The sequence below is a fragment of the Aquibaculum arenosum genome (assembly GCF_029222965.1).
GTDB classification, from domain to species: Bacteria; Pseudomonadota; Alphaproteobacteria; order Kiloniellales; family DSM-21159; genus Aquibaculum; species Aquibaculum arenosum.
Genome location: NZ_JARHUD010000004.1, coordinates 230,357 through 256,580, shown reverse-complemented (window position 1 = coordinate 256,580; position 26,224 = coordinate 230,357). Strand labels below are relative to the sequence as shown.

The 26,224-nt window shown below is 65.3% G+C and carries 22 protein-coding genes; 14 read left to right on the top strand and 8 right to left on the bottom strand.

Going from position 1 to position 26,224, the window contains the following annotated elements; translation table 11 throughout:
• The first annotated feature begins 75 nt into the window (after positions 1-75).
• The gene (locus P2G67_RS08370; RefSeq protein WP_275821961.1) at positions 76-747 is read left to right on the top strand and encodes an alpha/beta hydrolase; all 672 of its coding nucleotides are present in this window, start codon (positions 76-78) and stop codon (positions 745-747) included.
• 18 nt (positions 748-765) lie between these two features.
• On the opposite strand, the gene P2G67_RS08365 is transcribed toward P2G67_RS08370, so the two are convergent.
• Together P2G67_RS08365 and P2G67_RS08360 are read right to left on the bottom strand one after the other, a co-directional pair.
• Entirely contained in the window at positions 766-1,836 is a 1,071-nt protein-coding gene (locus P2G67_RS08365) for an anhydro-N-acetylmuramic acid kinase (protein ID WP_275821959.1), read from the bottom strand.
• Positions 1,836-3,179, bottom strand: coding sequence for an MFS transporter (locus tag P2G67_RS08360; protein WP_275821957.1), 1,344 nt, complete (start codon positions 3,177-3,179; stop codon positions 1,836-1,838). Before P2G67_RS08360 ends, P2G67_RS08365 begins: the two co-directional genes overlap by 1 nt.
• A gap of 128 nt (positions 3,180-3,307) precedes the next feature.
• Between P2G67_RS08360 and P2G67_RS08355 the strand changes: the two genes are divergently transcribed.
• The 3 genes from P2G67_RS08355 (at position 3,308) to P2G67_RS08345 (ending at position 9,633) form a co-directional block, all read left to right on the top strand.
• Positions 3,308-4,510 carry a serine hydrolase domain-containing protein gene (locus tag P2G67_RS08355; protein ID WP_275821955.1) on the top strand — a complete coding sequence of 401 codons (1,203 nt, stop codon included), beginning with the start codon at positions 3,308-3,310 and terminating at the stop codon, positions 4,508-4,510.
• Between the two features lie 86 nt (positions 4,511-4,596).
• Positions 4,597-5,850 (top strand): tyrosine--tRNA ligase, encoded by a 1,254-nt coding sequence (gene tyrS / locus P2G67_RS08350; RefSeq protein ID WP_275821953.1) that lies wholly within the window; start codon positions 4,597-4,599, stop codon positions 5,848-5,850.
• Between the two features lie 276 nt (positions 5,851-6,126).
• The gene (locus tag P2G67_RS08345) at positions 6,127-9,633 is read left to right on the top strand and encodes an indolepyruvate ferredoxin oxidoreductase family protein (RefSeq protein ID WP_275821951.1); all 3,507 of its coding nucleotides are present in this window, start codon (positions 6,127-6,129) and stop codon (positions 9,631-9,633) included.
• A 125-nt stretch (positions 9,634-9,758) separates the two neighbouring features.
• Here P2G67_RS08345 and P2G67_RS08340 read toward each other — a convergent pair whose 3' ends face one another.
• Together P2G67_RS08340 and P2G67_RS08335 are read right to left on the bottom strand one after the other, a co-directional pair.
• Entirely contained in the window at positions 9,759-10,499 is a 741-nt protein-coding gene (locus P2G67_RS08340) for a class II aldolase/adducin family protein (protein ID WP_275821950.1), read from the bottom strand.
• Positions 10,496-11,626 (bottom strand): TauD/TfdA family dioxygenase, encoded by a 1,131-nt coding sequence (locus P2G67_RS08335; RefSeq protein ID WP_275821948.1) that lies wholly within the window; start codon positions 11,624-11,626, stop codon positions 10,496-10,498. Before P2G67_RS08335 ends, P2G67_RS08340 begins: the two co-directional genes overlap by 4 nt.
• Positions 11,627-11,742: 116 nt before the next feature.
• Here P2G67_RS08335 and P2G67_RS08330 point away from each other — a divergent pair, with 116 nt between their 5' ends.
• The gene (locus P2G67_RS08330; RefSeq protein WP_275821946.1) at positions 11,743-12,630 is read left to right on the top strand and encodes a LysR substrate-binding domain-containing protein; all 888 of its coding nucleotides are present in this window, start codon (positions 11,743-11,745) and stop codon (positions 12,628-12,630) included.
• Positions 12,631-12,667: 37 nt separating this feature from the next.
• On the opposite strand, the gene P2G67_RS08325 is transcribed toward P2G67_RS08330, so the two are convergent.
• The gene (locus P2G67_RS08325; RefSeq protein WP_275821944.1) at positions 12,668-13,549 is read right to left on the bottom strand and encodes a pirin family protein; all 882 of its coding nucleotides are present in this window, start codon (positions 13,547-13,549) and stop codon (positions 12,668-12,670) included.
• 158 nt (positions 13,550-13,707) lie between these two features.
• On the opposite strand from P2G67_RS08325, the gene P2G67_RS08320 reads away from it, so the two are divergent.
• On the top strand, positions 13,708-15,465 hold the full coding sequence (locus P2G67_RS08320) for a uracil-xanthine permease family protein (protein ID WP_275821942.1): 1,758 nt from the start codon (positions 13,708-13,710) through the stop codon (positions 15,463-15,465).
• A gap of 67 nt (positions 15,466-15,532) precedes the next feature.
• Here P2G67_RS08320 and P2G67_RS08315 read toward each other — a convergent pair whose 3' ends face one another.
• On the bottom strand, positions 15,533-17,149 hold the full coding sequence (locus P2G67_RS08315; protein ID WP_275821940.1) for a BCCT family transporter: 1,617 nt from the start codon (positions 17,147-17,149) through the stop codon (positions 15,533-15,535).
• Between the two features lie 333 nt (positions 17,150-17,482).
• Between P2G67_RS08315 and P2G67_RS08310 the strand changes: the two genes are divergently transcribed.
• The 5 genes from P2G67_RS08310 to P2G67_RS08290 all read left to right on the top strand — a co-directional run bounded on the left by P2G67_RS08310 (position 17,483) and on the right by P2G67_RS08290 (position 21,271).
• The gene (locus tag P2G67_RS08310; RefSeq protein WP_275821938.1) at positions 17,483-18,160 is read left to right on the top strand and encodes a metallophosphoesterase family protein; all 678 of its coding nucleotides are present in this window, start codon (positions 17,483-17,485) and stop codon (positions 18,158-18,160) included.
• A gap of 132 nt (positions 18,161-18,292) precedes the next feature.
• The gene (locus P2G67_RS08305) at positions 18,293-18,514 is read left to right on the top strand and encodes a hypothetical protein (RefSeq protein WP_275821936.1); all 222 of its coding nucleotides are present in this window, start codon (positions 18,293-18,295) and stop codon (positions 18,512-18,514) included.
• 43 nt (positions 18,515-18,557) lie between these two features.
• Positions 18,558-19,064 carry a GNAT family N-acetyltransferase gene (locus P2G67_RS08300; RefSeq protein ID WP_275821934.1) on the top strand — a complete coding sequence of 169 codons (507 nt, stop codon included), beginning with the start codon at positions 18,558-18,560 and terminating at the stop codon, positions 19,062-19,064.
• Between the two features lie 111 nt (positions 19,065-19,175).
• A complete protein-coding gene (locus tag P2G67_RS08295; protein ID WP_275821932.1) occupies positions 19,176-20,543 on the top strand; it encodes a glutamate--cysteine ligase in 1,368 nt (455 codons plus the stop codon).
• A gap of 104 nt (positions 20,544-20,647) precedes the next feature.
• Complete coding sequence (locus P2G67_RS08290; RefSeq protein ID WP_275821930.1) at positions 20,648-21,271, top strand: class I SAM-dependent DNA methyltransferase; 624 nt, start codon at positions 20,648-20,650, stop codon at positions 21,269-21,271.
• A gap of 34 nt (positions 21,272-21,305) precedes the next feature.
• On the opposite strand, the gene P2G67_RS08285 is transcribed toward P2G67_RS08290, so the two are convergent.
• Both P2G67_RS08285 and P2G67_RS08280 read right to left on the bottom strand, forming a co-directional pair.
• Positions 21,306-22,007: an alpha/beta fold hydrolase gene (locus tag P2G67_RS08285; protein ID WP_275821928.1), complete on the bottom strand. Its 702-nt coding sequence runs from the start codon at positions 22,005-22,007 to the stop codon at positions 21,306-21,308.
• Positions 22,008-22,173: 166 nt separating this feature from the next.
• Positions 22,174-22,746 (bottom strand): hydrolase, encoded by a 573-nt coding sequence (locus P2G67_RS08280; protein WP_275821926.1) that lies wholly within the window; start codon positions 22,744-22,746, stop codon positions 22,174-22,176.
• Between the two features lie 243 nt (positions 22,747-22,989).
• On the opposite strand from P2G67_RS08280, the gene P2G67_RS08275 reads away from it, so the two are divergent.
• The 3 genes from P2G67_RS08275 to P2G67_RS08265 all read left to right on the top strand — a co-directional run bounded on the left by P2G67_RS08275 (position 22,990) and on the right by P2G67_RS08265 (position 25,466).
• Positions 22,990-24,408, top strand: coding sequence for a DEAD/DEAH box helicase (locus P2G67_RS08275; RefSeq protein WP_275821924.1), 1,419 nt, complete (start codon positions 22,990-22,992; stop codon positions 24,406-24,408).
• A 177-nt stretch (positions 24,409-24,585) separates the two neighbouring features.
• Complete coding sequence (locus tag P2G67_RS08270) at positions 24,586-24,828, top strand: Lrp/AsnC ligand binding domain-containing protein (protein ID WP_275822196.1); 243 nt, start codon at positions 24,586-24,588, stop codon at positions 24,826-24,828.
• Positions 24,829-24,983: 155 nt separating this feature from the next.
• Complete coding sequence (locus tag P2G67_RS08265) at positions 24,984-25,466, top strand: RT0821/Lpp0805 family surface protein (RefSeq protein ID WP_275821922.1); 483 nt, start codon at positions 24,984-24,986, stop codon at positions 25,464-25,466.
• Positions 25,467-26,224 lie beyond the last annotated feature (758 nt).

Genomic DNA, 26,224 nt, shown 5'->3' with positions numbered 1-26,224 from the left:
AGCCCGGACGTACGGAAACAGCCTGCCTTCGCGCCAGATTGCCGGGGCGAGCAAGACGAAGGTGAGTCGCAAGGAATGCCAGAGGTGATGTTTAACGGGCCGGCGGGCCGGCTCGAGGGTCGCTACCATCATGCGGCCGATTCCACGGCGCCGATCGCGCTGGTGCTGCATCCGCACCCGCAGCACGGCGGGACCATGAACAACAAGATCGTCTACAGCCTGTTCCACGCCTTCGTGCGTCAAGGCTTCTCCGTGCTGCGCTTCAATTTCCGCAGCGTCGGGCGCAGCCAGGGCAACTACGACCGGGGCGAAGGCGAACTGGCCGATGCGGCCTCGGCGCTCGACTGGCTGCAGATGTACAACCCCAATGCCTCGGCCTGCTGGGTCGGCGGCTTTTCCTTCGGGGCCTGGATCGGCATGCAGTTGCTGATGCGCCGGCCGGAGATCGCAGCCTTCATTTCCGTTGCGCCGCCGGCCAATCTCTACGACTTCAGCTTCCTGGCCCCCTGCCCCTCCTCGGGATTGGTGATCCAGGGCACGGCGGATGAGATCGTGCCGGAAGCCGCCTCAAAAAAGCTGGTCGAGAAGCTGTCGCACCAGCGCGACATCACCATTGACTACCAGACGATTCAGGGCGCCAACCACTTCTTCCAGGGCTATCTGGAGCAGATGGAAAAGACCGCCGAGGACTACATCAAGCGCGGCCTCGCCGAGCAGGCCGCCGCGAGCAAGGCTGCAGAAACCTGAATTGACCGGAACTGAACCCTACACCGGAGGCCGATAAATGCGGCCGCCGGTCGTGGGGCTCGGCACGCCGGTGGTGCCCGGCAGCGACAGGGGAAGGCCGGCGAGGCTGCGCGCTGCCAGGTAGGCGAAAGCCTCTGCTTCCAGGGCATCGCCGTTCCAGCCCAACGCCTCGACCGGCTCCACCGCCGCCCCCAAACGCTCAGCCAGCCAGCGCATAAGGACAGGGTTGCGCCGCCCACCACCGGTGACCAACCAGCGCCGCGGCGGGGCTGGAAAGTGATCGAGGGCCCGCACGACACTCTCCACCGTGAAGGCCGCCAGGGTGGCCGCCCCGTCCTCGCTCGAGAGTTTTTCGACCGGCGTGGGATCGAATGCGTCCCGGTCCAGGGATTTCGGCGGCCTTGTGTCGAAGTAGGGGTGGTTCAACAGGCTGGCCAGGGCTTGTCGATCCACCCTTCCTGCGGCGGCCAGGGCGCCGTCGAGATCGCAGGGCTGCCCTGCACGGCGGCGCGCCCAGTCATCCAGCAGGGCATTGCCGGGCCCGGTGTCGAACGCCAGCAGGGCCTCGGCCTCCTCACCAATCCAGGTGACATTGCCCACACCGCCCAGATTGAGCACCGCTGCCGGACGGGGCAGCGGGCCGAGGCGCGCTGCGTGATAAAGCGGTGCCAAGGGCGCGCCCTGTCCCCCGGCCGCCACGTCGGCGGAGCGGAAGTCACAGACCACGGGAATGCCCGTCAAGCGAGCCAACAGCTCGCCATCCCCAATCTGCCAAGTCCGTCGCTCGTCTGGCTCGTGCAGGATGGTCTGGCCGTGAAAGCCCAGCGCCGTCACCTCAGCGGCCGCAATACCGGCCAGCGCCAGCAGCCCTCCCACCGCCTCGGCATGGCGATGGGTCAGTTCCTGCTCCACTTCCGCCACCGGCTGCCGGCCGCCCAGCAAGGCGCGCAGCCTCTCGCGAAATGCAGGGTCATAGGGCACGCTGTGAGAGGCGCCGGGGTTCACCTGCTGTGCCCCGTCGGTCTCCAGCAGCGCGGCGTCGATCCCGTCAAGCGACGTGCCGCTCATCAGGCCGAGATAGAGCGCCATCAGCCTGCCTCCACCATCCGGTTCGCCTCGGGCATGGCCGCTGAAAGCCATGCCGCCGCCAGCGCCAACAGCAGAAAGATCAGTAAGGCCACTGGCGCGCCGGCAAACTGAGCCACGATGCCCAGCCCCCCGAGCGACAGCGCCACCAAGCCTATGAGCGAGTTGGAGAAGGCGACATAGAGCGGGCGCTCCTCGGTGGGTGCGGCATCCACCAGATAGGTCTTGCGGCCCACCCGGGCGCCGGCTTCGGCGATGCCAAGCAGCAGGAAGGCCGGCGCGTAGGCCAGCGCCGGGATGCCTTCGCCGGCAAAGAACCCGATCGCCAGGGCCAAAGCAGCCGCGGCGGCGCCCAGCAACCCCGCCTGCATCATCACGCTGCGCGCCGTCTGGTCCGACAGCTTGCCCCAGATCGGACTGGAGAGAACGTTGGCCAGGCCCACGGCGACGATGAAGACGCCCAGGGCCGTCGCGCCCTCCACCAGCCCGTGCGCATGCAACACGAAGAGCGGCATGGCCACCTCCACCGAAGTCAGCGCCGCCCGGGCCCAGAGATAGCGGCGAAAGCCACTCTGCTGTTTGACCAGCCCGAAACCCTGCCGCACCTCGGCCAGCATGTTGCGGCCGCCCTCGCTGGCGCCGGGTTCCTCCTCGATGCGGGCGAAGAGCAGGGACGCCAGCGCCCAGAGCAGCGCCGCCACCAGCACCAGCCAGAGGTAGGGCGTGACACCCGCGTCCTCTCCCAGCCAGAAGCGCAGGCCCAGGCCGGCGAGCAGCGTCAATCCGCCGCCGACGGCCGCGCGGTGCGACAGCAGGCGGCCGCGACGGCCCTTGGGAATGGTCTTGCCGGTTACATCCTGGAAGGCGACCGATCCGGCGCCGCTGGCGATGCTGAAGAGCGTGAAGAGCGCCAGGATGGTGATGCCCGCCGCCAGAGGCGGCAGAAAAGCAGCGGCGGGCAGGATGAGCAGCAAGGTCACGGCCTGAAAGCTGCCGGCGGCGCTCCAGACCCACTTGCGCCTGGCCATGCCGCGGATCCGCGCTGCCACGGCCATTTGCGGCAGCAGCGAACCCACCTGCTTGATCGGCGAAAGGAAGGCGACCAACGATGCCGGCACGCCGATGGCCGCCATCATCCACGGCAGCGTCAGACCCGGGCTGGCAAGCTGTTCAGCGAGCTTGGTGCAGGCTCCATTGCCGAGGTTCAGCAGATAGTTGCCCGGCAGGGCGGTACAGGCAGAGTCGGGAATCGCACTGCAGGCCCGCTCCTCCGGCCCGTCGCCGGTAAGGGCGCCGTAGAGCCGTTCGCTTAGCGTGCTGGCGGCAGGTCCCAGCGTCGTGCTCATGCAACTACCTCGTCCTCATGGTCGCCGCTCGCAAATCGCGGGGCAAACGGGAAAGCGTTTGGTCCGCTATGCGGCACGCTATAGCATTACCGGATGCGGTGGCGCTGCCGCAAACCGGGGGAAAGACAATGGGGCTCCATCGCACGGGGAAAGTCGACAGCGGTCTCGGGCGCGCCCTGATGACAAGCACCTTCTGCCTCGCCATCTCCCTCGCCGCGGGTTTCGGACAAAGCGCCCAGTCTGCCGACTGCGACGCCAATGCCGTCCCGCTCCGCGGCGCCTGCGTTGCTGTCGCCGAGGTGGCCGAGGATCTGGCCGCGGCTGTTCAGGACGCCATTGAGGAGGACGGCTTGAAGGCCGTCCTTCTGGCGGTGGAGGTTGCGGGCAAGCCGGTTCTCACCCATGCCTGGGGCAAAACGATGACCGCGGTCCCCGCCACCGCGGACATGCGTTTTCGCAACGGCGCGATCGCGATTGCCTACATGGGCGTGCTGGCCCTGCAGCTGCAGGAGGAGGGACTGCTGTCCCTGGATGATCCGCTTTCGCAGTGGCTTCCCGATCTGCCCATGGCCGAAGGCATGACCGTGCGGATGCTGGCGGATGGCACCGCGGGCTACGCCGACTACGTGCCGCTCTTCCCCTTCTACGACGATGTTTTCCGCCAGTGGCGCGAAGACGAGTTGCTCGCCATCGCCTTCGCCGAGCCGCTGGTCTGCGCCCCCGGCAGTTGCTTCGCCTATGCCCACACCAACTACATCCTGCTGGGCCGGGTGCTGGAAGCCGCGGCCGAGCAGCCACTGGCGGAGCTGCTACAGGAGCGGATTCTGGCGCCGCTCGGCCTCACCGACACGCACAGCGGTGCCACCGCCCGCATGCAGGAGCCAGTGCTGCACGCCTTCACCAGCGAGCGCGGTCTCTATGAGGACTCCACCTACTGGAACCCCTCCTGGACTCTGGCCCAGGGGGCGATCATGACCACCACGGTGGAGGACGCGATGGCCTCCTTTGCCGCCATCGGGCCCGGCGAGTTGCTCTCAGCCGAATCCCAAGAGCAACTTCTAGCCCCGACCACCGCCGGCTACGGGCCCTTCGACGAGGATATTTACTACGCGTTCGGCCTGCTGGTCAGCGATGGCTGGCTGATCCAGACGCCGGCTTTTGCCGGCTTCTCGGCGGTTGCCGCTCATCTCCCGGACCAGGACATCGGCTTTGCCGTCACCGCCACTGCCGGCCCCGAGACATCGCCGGACCTGCGGACCAGCAATCGCCTGGCGGTCCGCCTGGGCCGCATTCTGGCGCCCGACCAGCCACCGCGCCTGCCCGAGCGCTGAGCGGCCTGAGGCGCGTTGAGCCTTCCGGCAGCGCGTGCTAACTCTGCCCTCTTCCAAGACAGCAGACGCACTGCACGAGTGGTCCCATGACAAGCCCCGCATCCGATTTCCTGCGCACCATGGCGGCGCGCGGATACATCCATCAGTGTACCGACATGGAGGCACTGGACGCCCTGGCGCTCAAGCAGCCGGTAGCGGCCTATGTGGGCTATGACTGCACGGCGGACTCGCTGCACGTGGGCCACCTGCTCTCGATCATGATGCTGCGCGTGCTGCAGCAGAATGGGCACAAGCCTATTGTGCTGATGGGCGGCGGCACCTCGCGGGTTGGCGATCCCTCCTTCCGCGACGAATCCCGACCGCTGCTGACGAACGAAGAAATCGGGCGCAACATGACCAGCATCAAGCGGGTTTTCGCGCAGTTCCTGACCTTTGGCGATGGGCCCAGCGATGCGGTGATGGTCAACAACGCCGACTGGCTCGACCAATTGCACTACATCGACTTCCTGCGCGACTACGGCCGCCACTTTTCGGTCAATCGTATGCTGAGCTTCGATTCCGTAAAGCTGCGCCTGGATCGCGAGCAGCCGCTGACCTTCCTGGAGTTCAACTACATGATCCTCCAGGCCTACGACTTCCTGGAACTGGCGCGGCGCCACGACTGCCGGCTGCAGATGGGCGGCTCCGACCAGTGGGGCAACATCGTCAACGGCGTCGAGCTGGGTCGCCGGGTGGACCAGCGCGAGCTCTTCGGCCTGACCACGCCGCTGCTCACCACCGCCTCCGGCCAGAAGATGGGTAAGACGGCCGCCGGCGCGGTCTGGCTGAACGAGGAACGGCTGTCGGCTTACGACTACTGGCAGTTCTGGCGCAACACCGAGGATGCGGATGTCGGCCGCTTCCTGCGCCTCTTCACCGAGCTGCCGCTAACCGAGATCGAGCGCCTGGAACGTCTGGAAGGGGCGGAGATCAACGAGGCCAAAAAGGTGCTGGCCGACGCCGCCACCAGCCTCTGCCGCGGCACGGAAGCCGCACAGCAGGCGGCGGAAACCGCGCGGCGCACCTTCGAGGAGCATGCCCTGGACGAGGCGCTGCCGACGATCGCGGTGCCCCGCCAGCGACTGGAAAACGGCGTCCCAGCCTACGAGCTCTTCCGCGAGGCCGGCCTCAGCACTTCCAATGGCGAGGCTCGCCGGCTGATCAAGGGCGGCGGCGCCAGGGTCAACGACGAGCGCCTGGCCGACGAGTCCGCGGTGCTCGGTCTGGCGCAGCTCACCCAGCAGGGGGTGATCAAACTTTCGGCCGGCCGCAAGCGGCACGTCCTGATCCGCCCCGACTGACCCGCCGCGCCGCGCGCATGTCGGGGCATTGCGTTGCAGGGGGTTCGGACGCAATATCCAGTTCGTACCTTCCGTAAGCTAAGTTAATTTATGTCTGTCAGTGACTTAGCCCAGTTCCACTCGACAGATAGGTCAGTTTGCTCTACCTTTTTCTGGCTCCTGCCAATGCCATCTTTGCAGGACGTACGCCAAGAAGAACGGTCCGGAGCAAGGCCGCCACTTGATGCCAAGATCGCGGAGCCAGTCCGCGATCGGTTCAGGAGATGAGGGTCAGACATGCCTGACGGAGCCGTTTCGCTCGACGACAAGTACACTCTGGACAGCGGTCGGATCTTTCTGACCGGCACCCAGGCACTGGTGCGCCTGCCCATGATGCAGCGCCAGCGCGACGAACGGGCCGGACTGAACACCGCCTGTTTCATTTCCGGTTACCGCGGCTCGCCCCTGGGCGCGCTGGACCAGCAGCTCTGGAAGGCCCGCAAGTACCTCAAGGACAACCACATCCATTTTCAGCCGGGTGTGAACGAGGACCTGGCCGCCACCGCCATCTGGGGCACGCAGCAGGCCAATCTCTTCGGCGACTGTCTCTACGACGGCATCTATTCGATGTGGTACGGGAAGGGCCCGGGCGTGGACCGCAGCGGCGACGTCTTCCGCCACGGCAACTTCGCCGGCGCATCCCAGAACGGCGGCGTGCTGCTGCTGGCCGGTGACGACCATGCCGCCAAGTCCTCCACCACGGCGCATCAGTGCGAATACGCCTTCATGGACGCCATGGTGCCGGTGCTCAATCCGGCGGGCGTCCAGGAGTTCTTGGACCTCGGCCTCTTCGGCTGGGCCATGAGCCGCTATTCCGGCTGCTGGATCGGCTTCAAGACCGTCACCGAGACGGTGGATGCCACTGCCTCCTGCTACGTCGATCCGCACCGCCTCGAGCCGGTCCTGCCGGACTTCGAGATGCCGGAAGGCGGCCTCAATCTGCGTTGGGGCGGCGCGCTGGACATGCTGGCGCAGGAAGAGCGTCACCATCGCTTCAAGCTGCCGGCGGCCATCGCTTTTGCGCGCGCAAACGGTCTCGACAAGCGGGTGATCGACTCCCCCAATCGGAAGGTGGGCATCATCACCGCCGGCAAGTCCTATCTCGACGTGCGCCAGGCGCTGGACGATCTGGGCATCAGCGAGGAGATGGCCCGGGACATCGGCCTGTCGATCTACAAGGTCGCCATGAGCTGGCCCCTGGAACCGCAGGGCGTGCGTGACTTCTGCGAAGGGCTGGACGAGGTGCTGATCGTCGAGGAAAAGCGCCCGATCATCGAAAGCCAGGTCAAGGAGCAACTCTACAACTGGCAGGCCGACCGCCGCCCGCGCATCATCGGCAAGCACGACCGCAACCTGCCGGACGAGCCCGATACCTGGTTGCTGCCCTCCTATGCCGAATTGAACCCGGCCCAGATCGGACGGGCCATCGGCGCACTTCTGAAGCGCCACGGCATCACCAATGAGCGGATCGAGGCTCGCTTCGCCTTCCTGCAGGAACTGGAAACTCTCCTGCAGGGCGAGCAGGCGCCGATGAAGCGCATCCCGCACTTCTGCTCCGGCTGCCCGCACAACACCTCGACGAAGGTGCCCGAAGGCTCCCGCGCCATGGCCGGCATCGGCTGCCACTACATGGCGCAGTGGATGGACCGGAACACCGCGACCTTCACGCAGATGGGCGGTGAAGGTGTGCCCTGGGTCGGCCAGGCGCCCTTCAGCAGCACCAAGCACGTCTTCGTCAACCTGGGCGACGGCACCTACTTCCACTCCGGACTGATGGCCATCCGCCAGGCGGTGGCTGCCGGGGTGAACATCACCTACAAGATCCTCTACAACGACGCCGTGGCCATGACCGGCGGGCAGCCGCACGACGGGCCGCTGAACCCGGTGATGATCGCGCGCCAGGTGGCGGCCGAGGGCGTGAAGCGCATCTACGTCGTCTCGGACGAGCCCGACAAGTATCCCCTGGGCACGGACTGGGGCCAGGGCGTGACGGTGGAGCATCGCGACGAACTGGACCGCATCCAGAAGGAACTGCGCGAGTACCCCGGTGTCACCGTCATCGTCTACGACCAGACCTGCGCCGCCGAGAAGCGTCGCCGGCGCAAGCGCGGCACCTTCCCCGATCCGGCCAAGCGCGTCTTCATCAACGACCTGGTCTGCGAAGGCTGCGGCGACTGCTCAGTCCAGTCCAACTGCGTTTCCGTCGTGCCCAAGGACACCGAGTTCGGCACCAAGCGCGCCATCGACCAGTCCTCCTGCAACAAGGACTATTCCTGCCTGAAGGGCTTCTGCCCCTCCTTCGTGACGGTGGAGGGCGGCAGCCTGCGCAAGCCGGAGGCCCTGACCCCGGCGGCCGAGAAGGCACCGGCCTGGGCCGTGCTGCCTGAGCCGACGCTGCCGTCGGTCGAGGAGGAGCCCTACGGCATCCTGGTGACCGGCGTGGGCGGCACCGGCGTGGTGACCATCGGCGCCCTTTTGGGCATGGCCGCCCACATCGAGGGCAAGGGCTGCTCGATCCTGGACATGGCCGGCCTCGCGCAGAAGGGCGGCGCGGTGCTCAGCCACCTGCGCATCGGCAAGCGGCCGGAGGATCTGCACGCCGTGCGCATCTCTGCCGGCGGCGCCCGCCTGCTGCTCGGCTGCGATCTGGTGGTCGCCGCGGGGCAGGACGCACTGTCCAAGCTGCGCAAGGGCTACAGCCGCGCCGTGGTCAACAGCCACGAGACGATCACCGGCGACTTCACCCGCAACTCGCCCACCTACCACTTTCCCACCAAGGAACTGGAAGAGGTGATCGAGGATGTGGTCGGCCGCAACGCGAGCGAGTTCGTGGAAGCCACGGAGATCGCCACCGGTCTGCTGGGTGACTCGATCGCCACCAACCTCTTCATGCTGGGCTATGCCTGGCAGAAGGGCCTGATCCCCATCACGCGCGAGGCCATCGAGCAGGCCATCGAGCTGAACGGCGTGGCCATCGACTTCAACAAGAAGGCCTTCCTCTGGGGCCGCCGCGCCGCGCACAATCTCGATGCGGTTCAGACCCTGGTGGCGCCTGAGAGCAAGACCGCTCCGGCGCAGGAGCAGAGCCTGGATCAGCTGATCGCGCGCCGGGTGAACTTCCTCACCGACTATCAGAACCGCGCCTATGCCGAGCGCTACCGTCACCTGGTTGAGCGAGTGCGCACTACGGAGCGCACCCGGGCGCCCGGCCGCGAGAGCTTGACCGAGGCGGTTGCCCGCTATGCCTTCAAGCTGATGTCCTACAAGGACGAGTACGAGGTCGCACGACTCTACACCGACGGCAGTTTCAAGCGGAAGCTGGAAGCCCAGTTCCAGGGTGACTTCACACTGAAGTTCCACCTGGCGCCGCCACTGCTGGCCCAGCGCGATCCGGAAAGCGGCAAGCTGAAGAAGAAGCAGTACGGCCCCTGGATGCTGCGGGCCTTCGGCCTGCTGGCCAAGGGCAAGCGGCTGCGCGGCACGCCGCTCGATCCCTTCGGCTACACCGCCGAGCGCAAGACCGAGCGGCGGCTGATCGGCGAGTACGAGGCCCTGGTCGGCGAACTTTGTGAAGGCCTGACGCCGGACAACCACGGACTGGCCGTCTCGCTCGCCTCCCTGCCGGACCAGATCCGGGGTTACGGCCACATCAAGGAGGCCAACATTGCCAAGGCGGAGGAGCAGAAGCAGGAACTGCTGAGCAGCTGGCGCAATCCCCAGCCGCAGTCGGTCGCTGCGGAGTAGATCGGGGCGAAGAGTCTCGCGGCTTGGGCCGGATCGCGTTCAATCTGACCTATCAGGGTACAGATTGAACGCGTGACTCCGGTCCAGTCTTAAGGTGACAGAGTACAACGGCGCCAAATCCTGACTCAGTCGCGCCAGGAAGAGTCTTCGGCGTCGAGTGTCGACTTGAGATAGTCGAAATGCCGCTGGGCCATTCCCCGGTACGCGGCCCAACCTTCGGCGGTCGCGCTTGCCACCTCGTCCGAGAGCACCGACAGCGGCTGACCTGCGGAGCGGGCCAGGATGATTGTCTGGGCCGCCTTCTCGAAAAAGTAGAGGTCCTCGAAGGCATCGGCGACCGTCTCCCCGGCGACCGTGACGCCGTGGTTGGCCATCACCATAACCGAGTGACCGTCCATCGCGCTGGCCATGCGCCGCCCTTCTTCTTCTGCGTCGGCGATGCCGCCGAAGTGTAGGTCATAGCCGGTGCGGCCGAAGAAGCGTGCCGTGTTGTTGTCGATCGGCAGCACGCTCGGGTCCTTCAGACAGGACAGCGCCAGGGCATAGGGTGAATGGCAATGCAGGATGACCCGTGCCGCCGGCAGGCTCCGGTGCAACGTCCCGTGCACCGTCCAGGCCGAGGGATCGGGCGCGTCCGGGCGGGCCATCACCTCTGCATCGTCGGCGTCCAGCAGCAGTAGATCGCTCGCCCGGATGGTCGCGAAGTGTTGCCAGCGCGGGTTCAGCAGGAACCTCCGGCCGCAGTCGGAGATGGCGGCACTGAAGTGGTTGCCGACGGACTCGCTCCAGCCGAAGCGGTGGCAAAGCCGGAAGGCCGCAGCCAGGTCCTGCCGCAGCCCCTGTTCGGTTACGCTCTCTGCCGTCATGCCTTGAAGCGCCCTTCGCTGACGAGTGCCCGATAGCTGGAGCGCATTTCAGCGCGATCCGTGTAGCAGCCGCGCAGATAGCGCTCACCGCTGCTCGCCGAATAGGCCGCACGACCATGCACAACCCGGTGATTGTCGAAGGTGAGGCACTCCCCGGCCCGCATCCGGAAGTGCATCACGTAGCGCTCCTCCTGCAGCATCCGGCCGAAGCGGCAGAAGGCGGGATAGTAGTCGTCGAGCAGCTTCTGGGGCAGGTCGAAGACGTCGGCCATGTGCTGGCTGATCGTCACGCCCGACACCGCGCCCGTCTCGTCCAGTTCGATCACCCGCTGGCGCGAGCGCATGTCGTAGGTGTCATGCTCGCAGTAGAAGGGAATGTCGATCTCGGACAGCAGTCGGAAGGCTTCGGGATCTTCACGACGGAGATCCTCGGCAACAGCGACGCCGTCGAGGAAGAGGCTGTCGCCGCCCTCCACCGTGTTGGCGCGGCAATGCAGGAACTGAACACCCGGCGCCACCTCTTCGGCCGGGGTATCCGTGTGTAACTCCAGCGCCTTTGCGGTGTAGGCCAGATTGGTCGGCTCGATGTGTGTGCGCACGTCGAAGTACTGGCCGAAATAGGTGGGACGCACCTGACCGATCAGCCTGGCCGTTTCCGTCAGCCCTTCGTCGCTGTCGGGCATGTCGGTGATGATGGCGATGCCTTCGACCAGCATTGCCCTTATCCACGCCGCGACTTTCTGCGGATCGCTCAACAGCATCGGCTGCGAAAAGCGCTGGATCGCGGGAAAGTGATCGCCGTACCAAGGTGCGCGCGGCAGAGCGGCTGGATCGTGACGGCGCCCCTCATCAGCGAAAGTTTGGAGCATGGGAATGGGCAAGTGCGAGACGTGATTTTCGCGCTGCCAGGCGATCACCAGGGCCTCCCCCTCGAGAGCAACGCTTTGCGGGCGCGGAGGCTGTTCGAGATGAAAGATGTCGAAGGTCCGCTCGCGCGTCTCGCTGTCGAAGGAGGTCGGGCAGTTGTCACGCAGCCAGTAATAATTGAAGTAGCTGGTGCGGCCGTCCGGCAAGGTGATGTCGAGGCCCTTTTCCCGAAGGGTGACGGCGGATGTCAGGGTGTCCATGGCGCCTTCTTTAACTTCTACTGCAAAGAGGTTCGATCTGCCCGAGCAGATCGCACGCCTTTTCAGGATCCAAAAGGGGGATTACGCTTAAGGTTTGTTAAGCTGTGAGTTAACCCGTGAAGCGTTTGCCCCCACTGCGCCTGCTTGCCACGTTCGAGGAGATTGCCCGTCTCGGCTCAATGCGCGAGGCCGCCGCGCGCCTGAACGTCACCCGCCCGGCCATCACCCAGGCGCTCAAGGCTCTCGAAGACCACGTGGGCGTGGCTCTTCTCGATCGCACGACACGACCGGCCCGGCTCACCGAGGCGGGACAGCAGCTCGCCCGAGCCACCCGTGAGGGACTTGGTATCATTTCCGGCACGATCGACGAAATCCAGACAAGCGCCGGGCAGGAGCAGCAGCTGACCATTGCCTGCACCGTCGGCATGGCGACCCACTGGCTGATGCCACGCCTCTCCAACTTCTATGCGCAGCATCCGCAACTGGTGGTGAACGTGCAGGCGCCGCCGACAGACCTTCCGGCCCTTGCCCCCGGCATCGACGTCGCCCTGCGCTATGGCACGGGAGACTGGAGTGATGGAAAGACCTGGAAGCTTTTCAATGAAGTCGTCTGCCCGGTGGGCCAACCGGCATTGATCGCGCGCCTGTTAGAGGCGGGCGTGGATCTCGAGGAAGCGCCGCTGATCCAGGTGGCAAGCGCCGAGACACCGCACTGGGCAGGCTGGACGGAGTACATGGCGATGGCCGGGCGGGGCCGACCCCGCGGCCCCACCCAGACCTTCGACAACTATGTGCAGGCGATCCAGGCCGCCAGGGACGGGCGCGGGCTGGTGCTCGGCTGGCGCTCAATCACCGACGAGCTGGTGCGGGAGGGCCACTTGCGGCCCTGGCCCGGCGGCGAGGTCGATCCCGGTTTCGGCTACCATGCAACGCTGTCGCCGCAGGGTGCCGCCAAGGCCGCCACCCACGCCTTCATCGACTGGCTGAAGCAGATCACTGCCTGAAGAGAAGGCGGTCAACACAGCAGATGGAAGGGTCGCGTCAGAAGCGCCCGGCGCGGAAATCCTCTACCGCCTGCACCAGTTCGTCACGGCTGTTCATCACGAAGGGACCATAGCGGGCCACCGGCTCGTTGAGCGGACGCGCAGCCGCCAGCAGGACCCTGGCCTCACCCTCCGCGCCGGCCTGGGCGCGAAAGCCGTCGCCCTCGCCCAGAACCGTCAGGTCGCCGCGGGACAGGGACTCACCCTCCAATATCACCCCGCCCTCGTAGACGTAGGCGAAAGCAGCGTGCCCGGCAGGCAGAGGCACCTCCGCCGTGCTGCCGGCTGGCAGGGTCACATCGAGGAGATAGGGCTCGGTCGGCCGCGCCTCGGGATCGAGGGCAATGGCGCCCGTCACCTCGCCCAGACGCCCGGCAATCACGCGGGCCGTGGCGCCACCCGGCAGTTCCGCCGTGGGGATCGCATCTGCCTGGAGGTCGCGGTAGCCGGGCGTGGTCATCTTCAGATGCGAGGGCAGGTTCAGCCAGAGCTGAAAGCCGCGCATCAGGCCTTCCTCCTGCTCCGGCATTTCTGAGTGAACCAAGCCGCTGCCGGCCGTCATCCACTGCACGCCGCCGGGGCCGAGCAGCCCCTCGTTGCCCTTGTTGTCGCGATGGCGCATGCGGCCGTCCAACATCACGGTCACCGTCTCGAAGCCGCGATGGGGATGATCGGGAAAGCCGGCGATGTAGGCCTTGGGGTCGTCGGAGCCGAACTCATCAAGCATCAAGAAGGGATCCAGCGCGTCCAGATCCGGCGTGCCGATGATGCGGGTCAGCTTCACGCCAGCGCCATCGCTGGCCGGCATGCCGCGCAGGCGCCGCGCCACCGGACGCGCCTGGGTGACCGGGGCAGTGGGGCGGTCGTGTACTGTGGTCATGGGGATCACTCCTTTTGCTGTCCCCTGGAAGGTAGGCACGCGCGGCGCGCAAGAGAAGTGACGCCCGGCGGCCGCACTGTTTCCTCATGTCGAACAAACCAAGCCATTCACAGGAGCGCCCGCCGCCGGGTAAAGTGTTGCGCAAGGGGGATACCATCATGAGTCAGGTCGACCGATCGGCTAAATCCGCGGGGCTGCAGTACGCGGCCGACGAGAATCCGCCGCTTCTCCTCACGGGCATGCTCGGCTTTCAGGTGGTGACCCTGATCCTCGTCGGCATCGTGCTGACGCCGCTGATCGTGCTGCGCGCCGTCGGCCTGGAAGGAGAATACGGCTCCTGGGTTGTCTTCGCCGCCCTGCTGATCTCCGGCCTCACCACCATGTTGCAAGCGCGCCGCATCGGACCCGTGGGTGCGGGCTATCCGCTCTTCATGGGCACCTCGGGTGCCTTCATCGCTATCGGCATCGCCGCACTGACCGCCGGTGGCATGCCGCTCATGGGCACCCTCATCATCGCCGCAGCCCTGGTGCAGTTCGTCTTTGCCTCCAAGCTGGGTCAGCTCCGGCGCATTCTTACGCCGACGGTGGGCGGAACCGTGATGATGCTGATTGCCGTCACGGTCTTCCCGGTGATCTTCGATCTCTTGGCCCAACGGCCGGAGACGACACTGGGCCCTTCGGGCGCGCCCCTGGTGGCAACGATCACCTTTCTGATCACGCTCAGCCTGCTGCTCTTCGCCCGTGGCGGGCTTAAGCTCTGGGGACCGCTCGGCGGCGTCCTGACCGGCTGTCTGGTGGCTTGGTCCATTGATTTGCTGGATGTCTCAGCTGTCGCAACAGCGCCATGGTTCGGTTTGCCCTCCGTGGCTTGGCCCGGTCTGGATCTGTCTTTCGGTCCGGCCTTCTGGGGCCTGCTGCCCGCCTTCATCATCGTCACGCTCGTGGGGGCGGTCGAGACTTACGGCGACGCCATCGCCATTCAGCGTCTTTCTCACCGCGAGCAGCGGCCGTTGGATTTCAAGGTGATACAGGGCGCGGTCTATGCCGACGGTGTGGGCAACCTGCTCTCCGGCGTCGCCGGAACCCTGCCCAACACCACCTACTCCGACAGCGTTGCAGTGGTGGAAATGACCGGCGTGGCCGCGCGCCGCGTGGCCGTGTTCGGGGGCCTGATGCTGGTGCTGCTGGCCTTCTCGCCGAAACTCTCAGCCCTGCTTCAGTCGGTGCCCAGCCCGGTTTTGGGGGCCTTTGCCTTCGTAATCCTGTCGCTGCTCTTCGGGAATGGCCTGCGCATGGTCACGGAGGGCGGGCTGTCCTATCGCAACGGCTTCGTGGTCTGCCTTGCTTTCTGGCTGGGCATGGGCTTCCAGCACCAGTGGCTCTTCTCCGATTTGCTGCCGCCCTGGTCACGGGTCCTGCTCGACAACGGCATCACCGCCGGATCCATCGCCGCGATCCTTCTGATGCTTGCCCTGAACATCGGCAGCCCGCGCCGCCACCGACGCTCTCTCGCCGGCTCTCACGCGGCCTTGGGCGATCTCCATGACTGGTTGCAGGAAGAGGCCGTGGCCATCGGTTGGGACAAGCCAGCGGTGATGCGGCTGCAACTGGCAGCCGAGGAGGCGCTGCTCTTCTTGCTGGAGCGCCGGTCCACCGGCGGCCGTCGACGCGAATTGCGGTTGTCTGCTGCGGTGCAGCGGGACGGCGACCTCCTGGCAGTCGAATTCTTCATGGGGGCGCAAACCCAGGAGAACATCCTGGAGCAGCTCTCCGGTCTGGAAGCCCAGCCGGACCCGTCGGATGGGGAGGATGCCGGATTGCGCATCCTGCGCGGCCTGGTGCAGAGCCTCGACCATCAGCAGTACAACGAAGGGGAATACCTGAGCTTTTCTGTCGACAGTACGCCCCTGGCGTGAGGGCGAAACAGCTAGGCGCGCGAAGCGGCCCGGCGAAGCTTTTGGAACTCCGCCGGGCCGATCGCAATCAGCGCGGTTCTGCGCGCAAGCCCTTGATCAGGGCCCAACAGCCCAGCAACAGCACCAAGGCAAAGGGCAGACCCGTCGAGACCGAGGCTGCCTGCAGCGCCGCCAGCCCGCCGCCCAGCAACAGAGCGATGGCGACAAGCCCTTCAAAAATGCACCAGAAGACCCGCTGCGAAACCGGGGCATCCAACTTACCACCGGCAGTGATGGTATCGATAACCAGGGAACCCGAGTCGGACGAGGTCACGAAGAACACGATCACCAGCACGATGCCAATGAAGGAGGTGATCGACGCCAGGGGCAGTTCCTGCAGCATCAGGAAGAGCTGCAGCGGCAGCGCCGCTTCGGCCGCAGCCTGGTAGCCCTCGACGATCACCTGGTTGATGGCCGTGCCGCCGAAAGCTGTCATCCAGAGGACCGACGCTATTGAAGGAATCAGCAGCACGCAGGTGATGAACTCGCGCACCGTGCGCCCCCGACTAACCCGGGCGATGAACATGCCGACAAAAGGCGACCAGGAGATCCACCAGGCCCAGTAAAAAGCGGTCCAGCCCTGGGCAAAGTTGCTGTCCTCACGCCCGAAGGGATTTGAGAGTGCTGGCAGATACTCCACATAGGCCCTGAGGTTGGCGAAGAAGCCGTTGATGATCGCAAGTGTGGGCCCCACCAGGATGACGAAGAGCAACAGAAGGATGGCCAAGGACAGGTTGATCTCCGACAGGCGCTTCACGCCTTTATCCAGCCCAGCGAGCACCGAAACCAGGGCAACGGCCGTGATCCCGACGATTAGCAAGACCTTTGAGGTGTCGCCCTCCGGCACGCCGAAAAGGAACTCGAGCCCCGCATTGGCCTGCTCCGCCCCGAAGCCCAAGGAGGTCGCCAGACCAAAGAGCGTGGCAAAGACTGCCAGGGTGTCGATGACGTGGCCGGTCCAGCCCCAGACCTTCTCACCGAAGATCGGATAGAAGATCGAGCGCACCGACAGCGGCAGGCCCTTGTTGAAGGCGAAAAGCGCCAGAGACAGTGCCACGATGGCGTAGATCGCCCAAGGATGCAGGGCCCAGTGGTAGATCGTCGCCGCCATGCCCAGACGGCGGGCCTCCTCGGTGCTGCCCGGCGCTCCGGCCAGCGGGGACCAGCTTCCGGCGGTTCCCGCATCCTCGGCCACGGCGGTGCCAAAGTGCGTGAGCGGTTCCGACACGCCATAGAACATCAGCCCGATGCCCATGCCGGCGGCAAAAAGCATGGCGAACCAGCCGGGGTAGGAATAGTCGGGCGTGGCCTCGCGTCCACCCAGACGAACCTTTCCCAGCGGCGAAACCAGGATGCCCAGGCAAACCAACACGAAGATGTTGCCGGCGATCAGGAAGAACCAGTCGAAGGTCGAGGTCACCGTCGAGAGCAGCCAGTTCAAGATATCGCCTGCAGGCCCGGGCAAGGCCAGGGTCAGGAAAACGAAAGCGACGATGGCGAGCCCGGAGATCATGAACACCGGGTTGTGGATATCGAGCCCGAAGGGTCCAATCTTTGCTTGGATGTTGTCCTGACCGACCTCGTAATCCGTTTCGATCAGGTCGGCTGCCCCCTCTGGGGTCGGGTTGCCTTGGTCGTCGGACATCACGTGCTCCCCACTCTGTTTATTATGTCCGCAGCCGCTGCCGTGACCCTTTCCGCGCTATCAAAGGGATCAGATTCCCGACAGGCCAATGCTGCGTGTCTGAGACTTCGTATCCTCCACATCTATAGCTTTGGCAGAGGCGACCATTTCTATCGCCACTCAGGCATTCTAGGGGTTATAGAGCGATATGACCAAGATGGATTTCTTCCAGGCGTCTGATCGCTTTGCGAGAATGTTGATGTTGCGCAGTCGGGCGACACGGCCCGTGCGCTTCCAGCTGAACGGACAGGGTCGTTCATGCTTTGCGACTCGTTACAACGCAGGGCGGCTGGCATGACGAAGGTGCGCATTCTCTTCTACGGCGACCCGCACGGGCAATGGCGGCCACTGCTTGCCGCCTGCAAGGAGGAGCGACCCGATGCGGTGGTGATCCTGGGTGATTGCGATCTCGCGCAGCCGCTTTCCGAAGCGATCGCGCCGCTGCTTGAAGCGGAGGTTCCGGTTCATTGGATTCCCGGGAACCACGACAGCGATCGATCCAACTGGTTCGATCATCTGTTTCATGGCGGGGTGCCGGGAAACCTCCACGGGCGCACAACCGAAGTCGCGGGCACCCGGATTGCGGGATTGGGCGGCACCTTTCGTGCCAGTGTCTGGCATCCGCATGGCAGTGAGGACAGCCGGTTTCACGCGCCGCAGGAGTATCTCGCACACTTACGAGAGCAGCGACTACTCGATGGTCGCGAGCGCCTGGCCGAAACGGTGATTTTTCCCAGCATCTATGATGACCTGGCCAATGAGAGCGCCCAGGTGCTGGTCACGCATGAGGCGCCCTCGTGCCACCGCCACGGCTTCGAGGAACTGGACCTGCTGGCCGAAACCATGGGCGCGATGCTCATCGTTCACGGCCACCACCATGAGGATTATGAGGCTCGCTTGCCGTCCGGCATTCAGGTGATCGGTCTGGGACGGGCACAGCCCCGCCTGATCGAAATCACGCCTGCGGGATAGACGAGCAGAGGGCGAAGAGGCCCGGACGTTGCCCAGCCAAAGTCGTCTCACCATCATGCCTCAGTTTTGCACCTGGGATGGCCCCAGCACCGGACGCATCTTCACGGCAGCGAACCGACAAGGGAGTTCGACATGCACGTCGACGGGAAGATCAGCGGCGGCTACGCCATCCTCTGCAATTGCGGCAACGCCTTCGCCACCGAGCGTCTGGGCCTCGCACTGGAATGCCCCGCCTGCGGCCATACCGAGTTAGGCGTCGACGTCGCCGCCGACTATTACCTGCGGAGCAAGCGCCCCTCCTCATCCCACGACGTCTCCTCTCCTCCCTTCGCCGCTGGGCTTGCAAAGGCATGAGTTCGAGAATTGACGGGAGCAGGCGGCGGGTTAAAGTGCCGCCATGCCAGCCACAGAGTCTCCCCTCCACATCCGTGCCGCCGGCCGGGCGGATGCCCCAACGCTCGCCGCCATGATCCGCTCCCTGGCCCGCCATGAAGGCAAGGCCAACGTCGAGCATATTACCCCGGAGGCGGTACTAGACTGGGCCTTCGGCCCGGAACCGGCTTTCCACGCCCTTCTGGCCGAGGATGGCCCAACGGCCCTGAACCCGGCACCCCTGGGCTACCTCGCCTGGTACCCGGTCTTTTCGCCTTTCAAAGGCGGGCGGGTGATATTGGTGGAAAATCTTTGGGTGGAAGAAGCTGCACGCGGCCGCGGCGTCGGCAAGGCCTTGCTTCAGGCTCTGGCGCGCGAAGCGGGGCAGCGCGGATTGGCCCGCATAGAACTCAATGTGCGTCGGGACAACGAGGCCACGCGACGCTTCTACGCCAGTCTCGGGTTCAAACTCCCCGGCGAAGAAGTCTGCCGCATAGAGGACGAGGCCCTGCACCGCTTGGCGCAGAGGTGAATCCGGCTCTGCTTGTCCCGCCACCCAGCCTTGCCGCCTTCGCGCTTGACCCTCTCGGGGTGAGCGCCTTTTCTGCCCACTGGTTCAGTTCGACTGTCAGGGGAGTCGCCCGTGTCCGCACCGCCGCAAGCCAAGGGCGCACCAATTACCGACAAGGCTCAGTTGATCGAATGGTTTGCCGCCGGCAGCAAGCCGCGAGAGGACTGGCGCATCGGCACCGAGCACGAAAAGTTCGTCTTCACCCGCGACGATCTCAAGCCGGCGCCCTATGAGGGAGAACGCTCGATCCGCGCCGTGCTGGAAGGCCTGGCAGCGCGTTTCGGCTGGACTCCGGTCGAGGAGGAGGGGCGGCCCATCGCCCTGACCAAAGCGGGCTGCAGCATTACTCTGGAGCCGGGTGGGCAGTTCGAACTGTCGGGCGCGCCGCTGCGCACGCTGCATGAGACCTGCTCTGAGGTGAACCGTCACCTGGCTGAGGTCAAGGAGGTTTGCGACCCCATCGGCGTCGGCATGCTGGGCCTGGGCTTCGCGCCCACCTGGTCGCGTGCCGAGATGCCCTGGATGCCCAAAGGGCGCTACGCCATTATGAAGCGCTATATGCCGACCCGGGGCAGCCTGGGCCTGGACATGATGCTGCGGACCTGCACCGTGCAGACCAACCTCGACTTCCTCGACGAGGCAGACATGGTGCGCAAGTTCCGAGTCAGCCTGGCACTGCAGCCCATCGCCACCGCGCTCTTCGCCAACTCTCCCTTCACCGAGGGCAAGGTCAACGGCTTCAAGTCCTTCCGCAGCCAGGTCTGGACCGACACGGATCCCGATCGCTGCGGCATCCTGCCCTTCGTCTTCGAGGAGGGCTTCGGCTTCGAGCGCTGGGTGGACTATCTGCTCGACGTGCCCATGTACTTCGTCTACCGCGACGGGACCTATCTCGATGCGGCGGGTTTGTCCTTCCGCGACTTCATGGCCGGCAAACTCGAGATTCTGCCGGGTGAACTGCCGCTGATGAGCGATTGGTCGGACCATGTCACCACGGTCTTTCCCGAAGTCCGGCTCAAGAAGTACCTGGAGATGCGCGGCGCCGACGGCGGCCCCTGGCGGCGGCTTTGCGCGCTGCCCGCGCTCTGGGTCGGACTGCTCTATGACGACGAGGCCTTAGATGCGGCCGAGGCGCTGGTCGCCGACTGGACCGCTGCCGACCACGAGCATCTGCGCGCCGAGGTTCCACGCCTTGCCCTGGACACGCGCTTCCGCGGCCGGCCGCTGACCGCGCTGGCCGGAGAGGTGCTCGACATCGCGGCCCTGGGCCTGAAACACCGGGGGCAGCTCAACGGCGAAGGCATGGATGAGCGTCTCTTCCTCGACGTTCTGCGCGAGATCGTCGCCTCCGGCCGCAGCCCCGCCGACGCGCTGCTGGAGGATTTCGCCGGCCCTCTGGGCGGCGACATGGCCAAGCTCTTCGAGGCCTACCAGTACTGACCCGCGAGTGATCAACCCGCCGGGCTGTGGCCGGTTTGCCACAGCAGGTCGCTTTGCCTATGCTTGTAGCCGCTTTTGGAACAATGCAGAGGACAAGCTAACCGATGGCAGAAGAGAACCCCTTGCTGCGCCGCATCTATGCTCTTGGTGGTGATAGTGAGGAAATTCGCCGGGCCTATGGCGAGTGGGCAGAAGCCTATGACCGCGACACCCTGGACGGCATGGGCTATGTGGCACCGGGAATCGTCGCCAAGGAGCTCTCCGAGCTGGTGGAGGACGACGCCAAGGTCCTCGACGCCGGCTGCGGCACCGGTCTGGTCGGCAAGGAACTCAAGGAGCTCGGCTTCAAGGCCATCGACGGCATCGACCTTTCCGATGAGATGCTGGAAGTCGCCCGCCGCAAGCAGGCCTATGACCATCTCGCCCCCGCTGACATGAGCCAGCCGTTGGAGATCGAAGACAACAGCTATGATGCAGCCGTCTCGGTGGGTGTTTTCACCAGCGGCCACGTCAAGCCGAAGGCCCTGGACGAACTGGCCCGTGTCACCCGCAAGGGCGCGCCCATCGTGGTGACCGTGCACGAAAAGGTCTGGGACGCGGAAGGCTATCCCGAATACCTGGACTCCATGGAGAAGCGCGGCCTGGTGCAGGTCCGGGCGGTGAAGGACGCGCCCTACCACGACAAGGAAGGCTATCGCTGCCAGATCTGCGTTCTGGAGTCGCGCTGAAGCAGATCGCTCCAATCGGGAGCGCGCCGCAAGCTTACGCCAAAAGCCAGCGGCGCAGTTCCCGGTTCGTGGCCTCGGGCCGCTCCAGTGGCGGAAGGTGGCCGCAGTTTTCCAGAACGACCAGCCGCGCATCGGCAATGCTGGCAGCAAGCTCAGTATGAAGGTCCGCTGGCGTGAGCTGGTCCTCGCGACCGCAGAGAACCAGGGTGGGGCAGCGAATCGAGGCGAGCAGCGGCCGGTAGTCGGCCCGGTCGAGAATCGCCTGCTGCTGACGCAGGAAGGCATCGCGCCCCACCGTCTCCGCCATGTCCATAATGTGGCGGGTCAGTTCCTCATCCTCGAGGCGATCGGGGTGGATCAGCAGCGGCAACAGCCGCGGCGTCACGCCTTTGAAAGCCCCTTTTTGCGCCAATTCGATCAGGCCGCGGCGTCGCGCCGTGGTGTCGGCATCGTCGGGGCGCGCCTTGGTGTCCAGCAGCGCCAGGCGCTCCACACGCTCCGGCGCCTGGCGCATGATCTCCTGTGCCACATAGCCCCCCATGGACAGGCCGCAGAGCGCAAAGCGCTCCGGCATGGCCGCCAGCACGCTTTGCGCCATGGCCGCAATGGAGTCCTGCGAGGTGAAGTCGGCCACCCAGGGCTCGGCGATATCGGCCAGCGCGGCGACCTGATGATGCCAGAAGGTGCCGTCCAGCAGCAGACCGGGTAACAGGGCGAGCGGGGTCTTCTCCGACACGATGACGTCTCCACAGGGGCAATTTCACAGGGGCAATTCGGGTGCGAAGCCTACGACCCAGAAACGCCCAGGTCACGCTGTGAACGCAGGGCAACCGTCATTCGGCAAGCTTGCCCCAAGCCGGCGGACTCTGCTGGTCTGCCGGCCGCGAGCGCACCCCAGCAGCCTACTTGATCAGCCCCAGCACCTCCTTGAAGGCGGCGTTGCCGGCGTGATGCAGCCACTCGAACAGCACCATCTCCGTGGTCACCGGAATGCAACCGGCGGCCTGCAGGCGCACAAGCGCCGCCTGGTGATTTGCCTCGACCCGCGAGCCCATGGCGTCGCCGACGACGAACACCTCGTAGTCGAGGGCGCGCAGGCCCAGCGCCGTCTGCAGCAGGCAGACATGGGCCTCGGTGCCGGCCAGGATCCACTGGCGGCGCCCGACGGCCGCCACCCGTGCCACGAACGCCGGCTCCTCTGCTGCGGAGAAGTGCGTTTTCCGGTAAACTTCCTTTGGGGCCAAGCCCTGGCGCAGGGCAGGCACGCTGCCCCCGATCGCCTGGGGACAGTGCTCAGTGGCCATCACAGGTACCTCCAGGCGCCGCGCACCGACCAGAAGGCGGCTGGCATTGGCCAAGACCCTGTCTTGTGCTGCGATCGCCGGCAACAACCGCTCCTGGATATCCACCAGCAAAAGCGCCGACTGCGCGGCGCGCATCAGCGCGGCCGAGCGCGCCTTGGAGTCCAGGGTCATGAAGAGTCTCCGATCAACAACGTCACGATACTTTACCGATTAAAGACCACCCTCCCCAGGCCACGATAAAAAAGCAACGCTGATGCCACAAAGTACTCCAATGGCCCACATGGCAGCCATGAAAACGGCCGCAACTCTTGACAAAAGCCGGTCACAAGACCAGTTTCCCGATCAAGCCGGCAGCGCACTTGAACCAAGTCGCCGCCCTAAGGCTCGCATCTTCCCTGGAAAGCGCTGGAGCGCATGAGTTTCGACACACTCGGGCTGAGCACCGACGTACTGCGTGCAATAAGCGAATCGGGCTACACCACCCCGACCCCCATCCAAGAAAAAGCCATCCCTTACGTCCTGATGGGACGTGACGTTCTGGGGGTGGCCCAGACAGGCACCGGCAAGACCGCCGGCTTCACGCTGCCGATGATCGACATCCTCAGCAGCGGTCGCGGTCGTGCGCGTATGCCGCGTTCGCTCATCCTCGAGCCGACGCGCGAGCTGGCCACCCAGGTGGCGGAAAGCTTCAACAAGTACGGCAAGTACAGCGGCTTGAGCATGGCCTTGTTGATCGGTGGCGAGTCCATGCGCGACCAGCAGCTGATCCTGCAGCGCGGGGTCGACGTTCTGATCGCCACGCCGGGCCGGCTGCTCGACCTGTTCGAGCGCGGGCAGATCCTGCTGGCCGACACCAAGCTGCTGGTGATCGACGAAGCCGACCGCATGCTGGACATGGGCTTCATTCCGGACATCGAGCGCATTGTTGCCATGCTGCCCACCATCCGGCAGACGCTGTTCTTCTCCGCCACCATGGCGCCGGAAATCCGCAAGCTGGCCGACAAGTTCCTGCTCAATCCCAAGGAAATCAGCGTCGCGCCGCCGGCCAGTCCGGCGAAGACGGTGACCCAGCGCCTGCTGCGCTGCGAGGCCGAGGCCAAGACCAAGCGCGCTGCGCTGCGCGCGCTGCTGCAGCAGGAGGACGACGACACCAAGAGCGCGCTGATCTTCTGCAACCGCAAGCGCGACGTCACTATCGTCCAGCGCTCGCTCAAGCGCCACGGCCTCGACGCCGAGGCGCTGCATGGCGACATGGCGCAGGCCTCACGCACCGAGACGCTGGCCCGCTTCAAGGCCGGCGACATCAGACTCCTGGTCTGCTCCGATGTGGCCGCGCGCGGCCTCGACATCCCGGCGGTCAGTCACGTCTACAACTACGACGTTCCCATCCATGCCGAAGACTACGTACACCGCATCGGCCGCACCGGCCGGGCGGGGCGCAGCGGCAAGGCCTTCACCCTCTTTACGCCGGAGGACGGCAAGGCGCTGGCCGGGGTGCAAGAGCTCATTGGCGGTGTGATCGAGGAGTTGACCCTCGACACCGTCGAGACACCTGACAGCGACGCCTACAGCACGGACAAGCGTCGGCGCACTCGCGCTAAGTCCGGTAAGAGCAGCAAGGCCGAGGCGAGCCCGGCGAAGCAGCAGCCTGCCAAGGCGCCGGAATCCCAGCGCGAAGAGCAGCGCCCCAGCGCCCAGGCCCGCAAGAGCAGCAAACGCCCGCCCCAGCGCGAGCGCGAGGAGGCAGAGGCAGCGCCGGAGGGCAACGGCCCCTTTGGCGACCACATTCCCGCCTTCATCCTGCGCCCGGTGCCCCTGACCGCCAGCGCCTGATCTCGAACACCTGGCGCCAAACCAGGCTAGAGTGGCGCTGGACGCCGTCCCTCTAAGCGGGACGGCGCGCCCAAGCGCCCTGCCACGATTGCGGTCCGACGCAGCCGGGTCTGCCTTTCTGCGGGCACCCGGCGGGAAAGCGATGACGTGGCCGCGGCTTGCGGTTATGATCGCGCCATGCAGACGATCTTCGTTCAAATCAAATGCCAGCTGGGCGAGGCCTATAAGGTGGCCGACGACCTGGTTCAGACCGTGGAGCAGGTCTCAGAGGTCTATTCCACCTCGGGGCAATACGACCTGCTCATCAAATGCTACCTGCCGGAAGGCGAGGATATCGGCCACTTTGTGACCGAATCGATCCAGCGCCTGGAAGGGGTGAAGGACACCTTCACGCTCATCACCTTCAAGGCCTTCTCTTAAGTCGAAGCTCCTGGGCCGCCCCATTGACCGGGGCGACGCGCCAGCGGCCGAGGGCAGCGACCGGATAAAATCATTCACTTCGGGGATACTCCGGGTTCGCGGCGGCGTAAGAGGAAGAGTACATCCTCTCAGGTCCTGATCGGGAGCAAAGCAGAATGAGAATCCTCACCCTTGGCCTGGCCCTGGCCGCGTCCCTGGCGCTGGCCGGCTGTGCCAACCAGCAGTATGACAACACACGGCAGATCGGCGGCGGCCTGCTCGGCGCCGGTGCCGGCGGCTTGGCTGGTGCCGCACTTGCCAAGAACAGCAGTTCCTCCACCCGCGCAGCGGCCACCGGCCTGGGCGCGGTGCTGGGCCTGGTGGTGGGCTCCGAGATTGGCCGCTACATGGACGAGCAGGACCGCCAGCAGTCCTACAGCGCCTGGAACCAGGCAACCCGTGCTCCGGTGGGACAGACGGTCAGCTGGAACAACCCGCGCAGCGGCAACTACGGCTCCGTGGTCCCGGTACGCGACGGCTATCACCAGAGCGGCGCCTACTGCCGCGAGTTCCAACAGACCATCGTCGTTGGCGGCCGCACCGAGCGCGGCTTCGGCACCGCCTGTCAGCAGCCGGACGGCTCCTGGAAGACCATCTGAGGCACGCGCCGCGTCGCGAAGGTAGCGGCGCGGCGTTCTCTTGAACCGCCAGGTATAGATGGTCCCCTGTCTGCAAGGAGGAAATTGCAGCCCGCCACAGATCTGGCAGCGGTCATATATCCAACCTTTGAGCGCGGTCCAAGACCGCTCACTACGATGGGTTTCGCAGATCGGGTACCAAACGTTGAGGTGCGTTCTTCCACGCGGTTGCGCGGAGTTGACGCATTCACGGTTGGAGTATCCCGGCCCCGGCTCTGACAGTTTTGCTAGCGCTGTCTTCTGCGCCTTGTCTATTTCGCCGCTGGGCTGGCGGCGAAGCTTGTGACCTTAGGCTGCCCGCATCCAGCGCGCGGCCCGTATTTGTGGCTGGAGACGCGCGCGGCCAAGGGGAAGCACACGTGCTTGGCGGCCTGAGCGAAGCCTGCCACCGTCACCAGACCTCCAGAACCTGGAGGAAATAGCCTAGTGAGGGCCACGATGGCGCCGAGGGTCAGGAGATTTCGCCACTTCAGCGGGAACCACAGCTCTCGTTGCATGCGGGCCATTGCAGGCTTTCAGCCAGGCACTCTACCTGACCCAGATCCGCACTCACAGCTAAGTACAGTCAGTCCATCAACCTGTGCGTCTATGCTGGGAGAGCGTCCGTCGGAGATCCCGCGCCCCTCTGTCTTCAGCGAGGGTGCGACGCAGGTTGCAGGATCGGGACAAGGCGGCCCGCACCTGCATCCAAAAACGAACTTCTGATTGCAGTAGATAGC

Coding starts and splice junctions, on each gene's coding strand:
- P2G67_RS08355 (WP_275821955.1), top strand. CDS start 3,308: ATGGGGCTCCATCGCACGGGGAAAGTCGACAGCGGTCTCGGGCGCGCC.
- P2G67_RS08290 (WP_275821930.1), top strand. CDS start 20,648: ATGGCAGAAGAGAACCCCTTGCTGCGCCGCATCTATGCTCTTGGTGGT.
- P2G67_RS08300 (WP_275821934.1), top strand. CDS start 18,558: ATGCCAGCCACAGAGTCTCCCCTCCACATCCGTGCCGCCGGCCGGGCG.
- P2G67_RS08265 (WP_275821922.1), top strand. CDS start 24,984: ATGAGAATCCTCACCCTTGGCCTGGCCCTGGCCGCGTCCCTGGCGCTG.
- P2G67_RS08320 (WP_275821942.1), top strand. CDS start 13,708: ATGAGTCAGGTCGACCGATCGGCTAAATCCGCGGGGCTGCAGTACGCG.
- P2G67_RS08360 (WP_275821957.1), bottom strand. CDS start 3,179: ATGAGCACGACGCTGGGACCTGCCGCCAGCACGCTAAGCGAACGGCTC.
- P2G67_RS08365 (WP_275821959.1), bottom strand. CDS start 1,836: ATGGCGCTCTATCTCGGCCTGATGAGCGGCACGTCGCTTGACGGGATC.
- tyrS (WP_275821953.1), top strand. CDS start 4,597: ATGACAAGCCCCGCATCCGATTTCCTGCGCACCATGGCGGCGCGCGGA.
- P2G67_RS08325 (WP_275821944.1), bottom strand. CDS start 13,549: ATGACCACAGTACACGACCGCCCCACTGCCCCGGTCACCCAGGCGCGT.
- P2G67_RS08370 (WP_275821961.1), top strand. CDS start 76: ATGCCAGAGGTGATGTTTAACGGGCCGGCGGGCCGGCTCGAGGGTCGC.
- P2G67_RS08310 (WP_275821938.1), top strand. CDS start 17,483: ATGACGAAGGTGCGCATTCTCTTCTACGGCGACCCGCACGGGCAATGG.
- P2G67_RS08315 (WP_275821940.1), bottom strand. CDS start 17,149: ATGTCCGACGACCAAGGCAACCCGACCCCAGAGGGGGCAGCCGACCTG.
- P2G67_RS08280 (WP_275821926.1), bottom strand. CDS start 22,746: ATGACCCTGGACTCCAAGGCGCGCTCGGCCGCGCTGATGCGCGCCGCG.
- P2G67_RS08270 (WP_275822196.1), top strand. CDS start 24,586: ATGCAGACGATCTTCGTTCAAATCAAATGCCAGCTGGGCGAGGCCTAT.
- P2G67_RS08345 (WP_275821951.1), top strand. CDS start 6,127: ATGCCTGACGGAGCCGTTTCGCTCGACGACAAGTACACTCTGGACAGC.
- P2G67_RS08340 (WP_275821950.1), bottom strand. CDS start 10,499: ATGACGGCAGAGAGCGTAACCGAACAGGGGCTGCGGCAGGACCTGGCT.
- P2G67_RS08305 (WP_275821936.1), top strand. CDS start 18,293: ATGCACGTCGACGGGAAGATCAGCGGCGGCTACGCCATCCTCTGCAAT.
- P2G67_RS08275 (WP_275821924.1), top strand. CDS start 22,990: ATGAGTTTCGACACACTCGGGCTGAGCACCGACGTACTGCGTGCAATA.
- P2G67_RS08335 (WP_275821948.1), bottom strand. CDS start 11,626: ATGGACACCCTGACATCCGCCGTCACCCTTCGGGAAAAGGGCCTCGAC.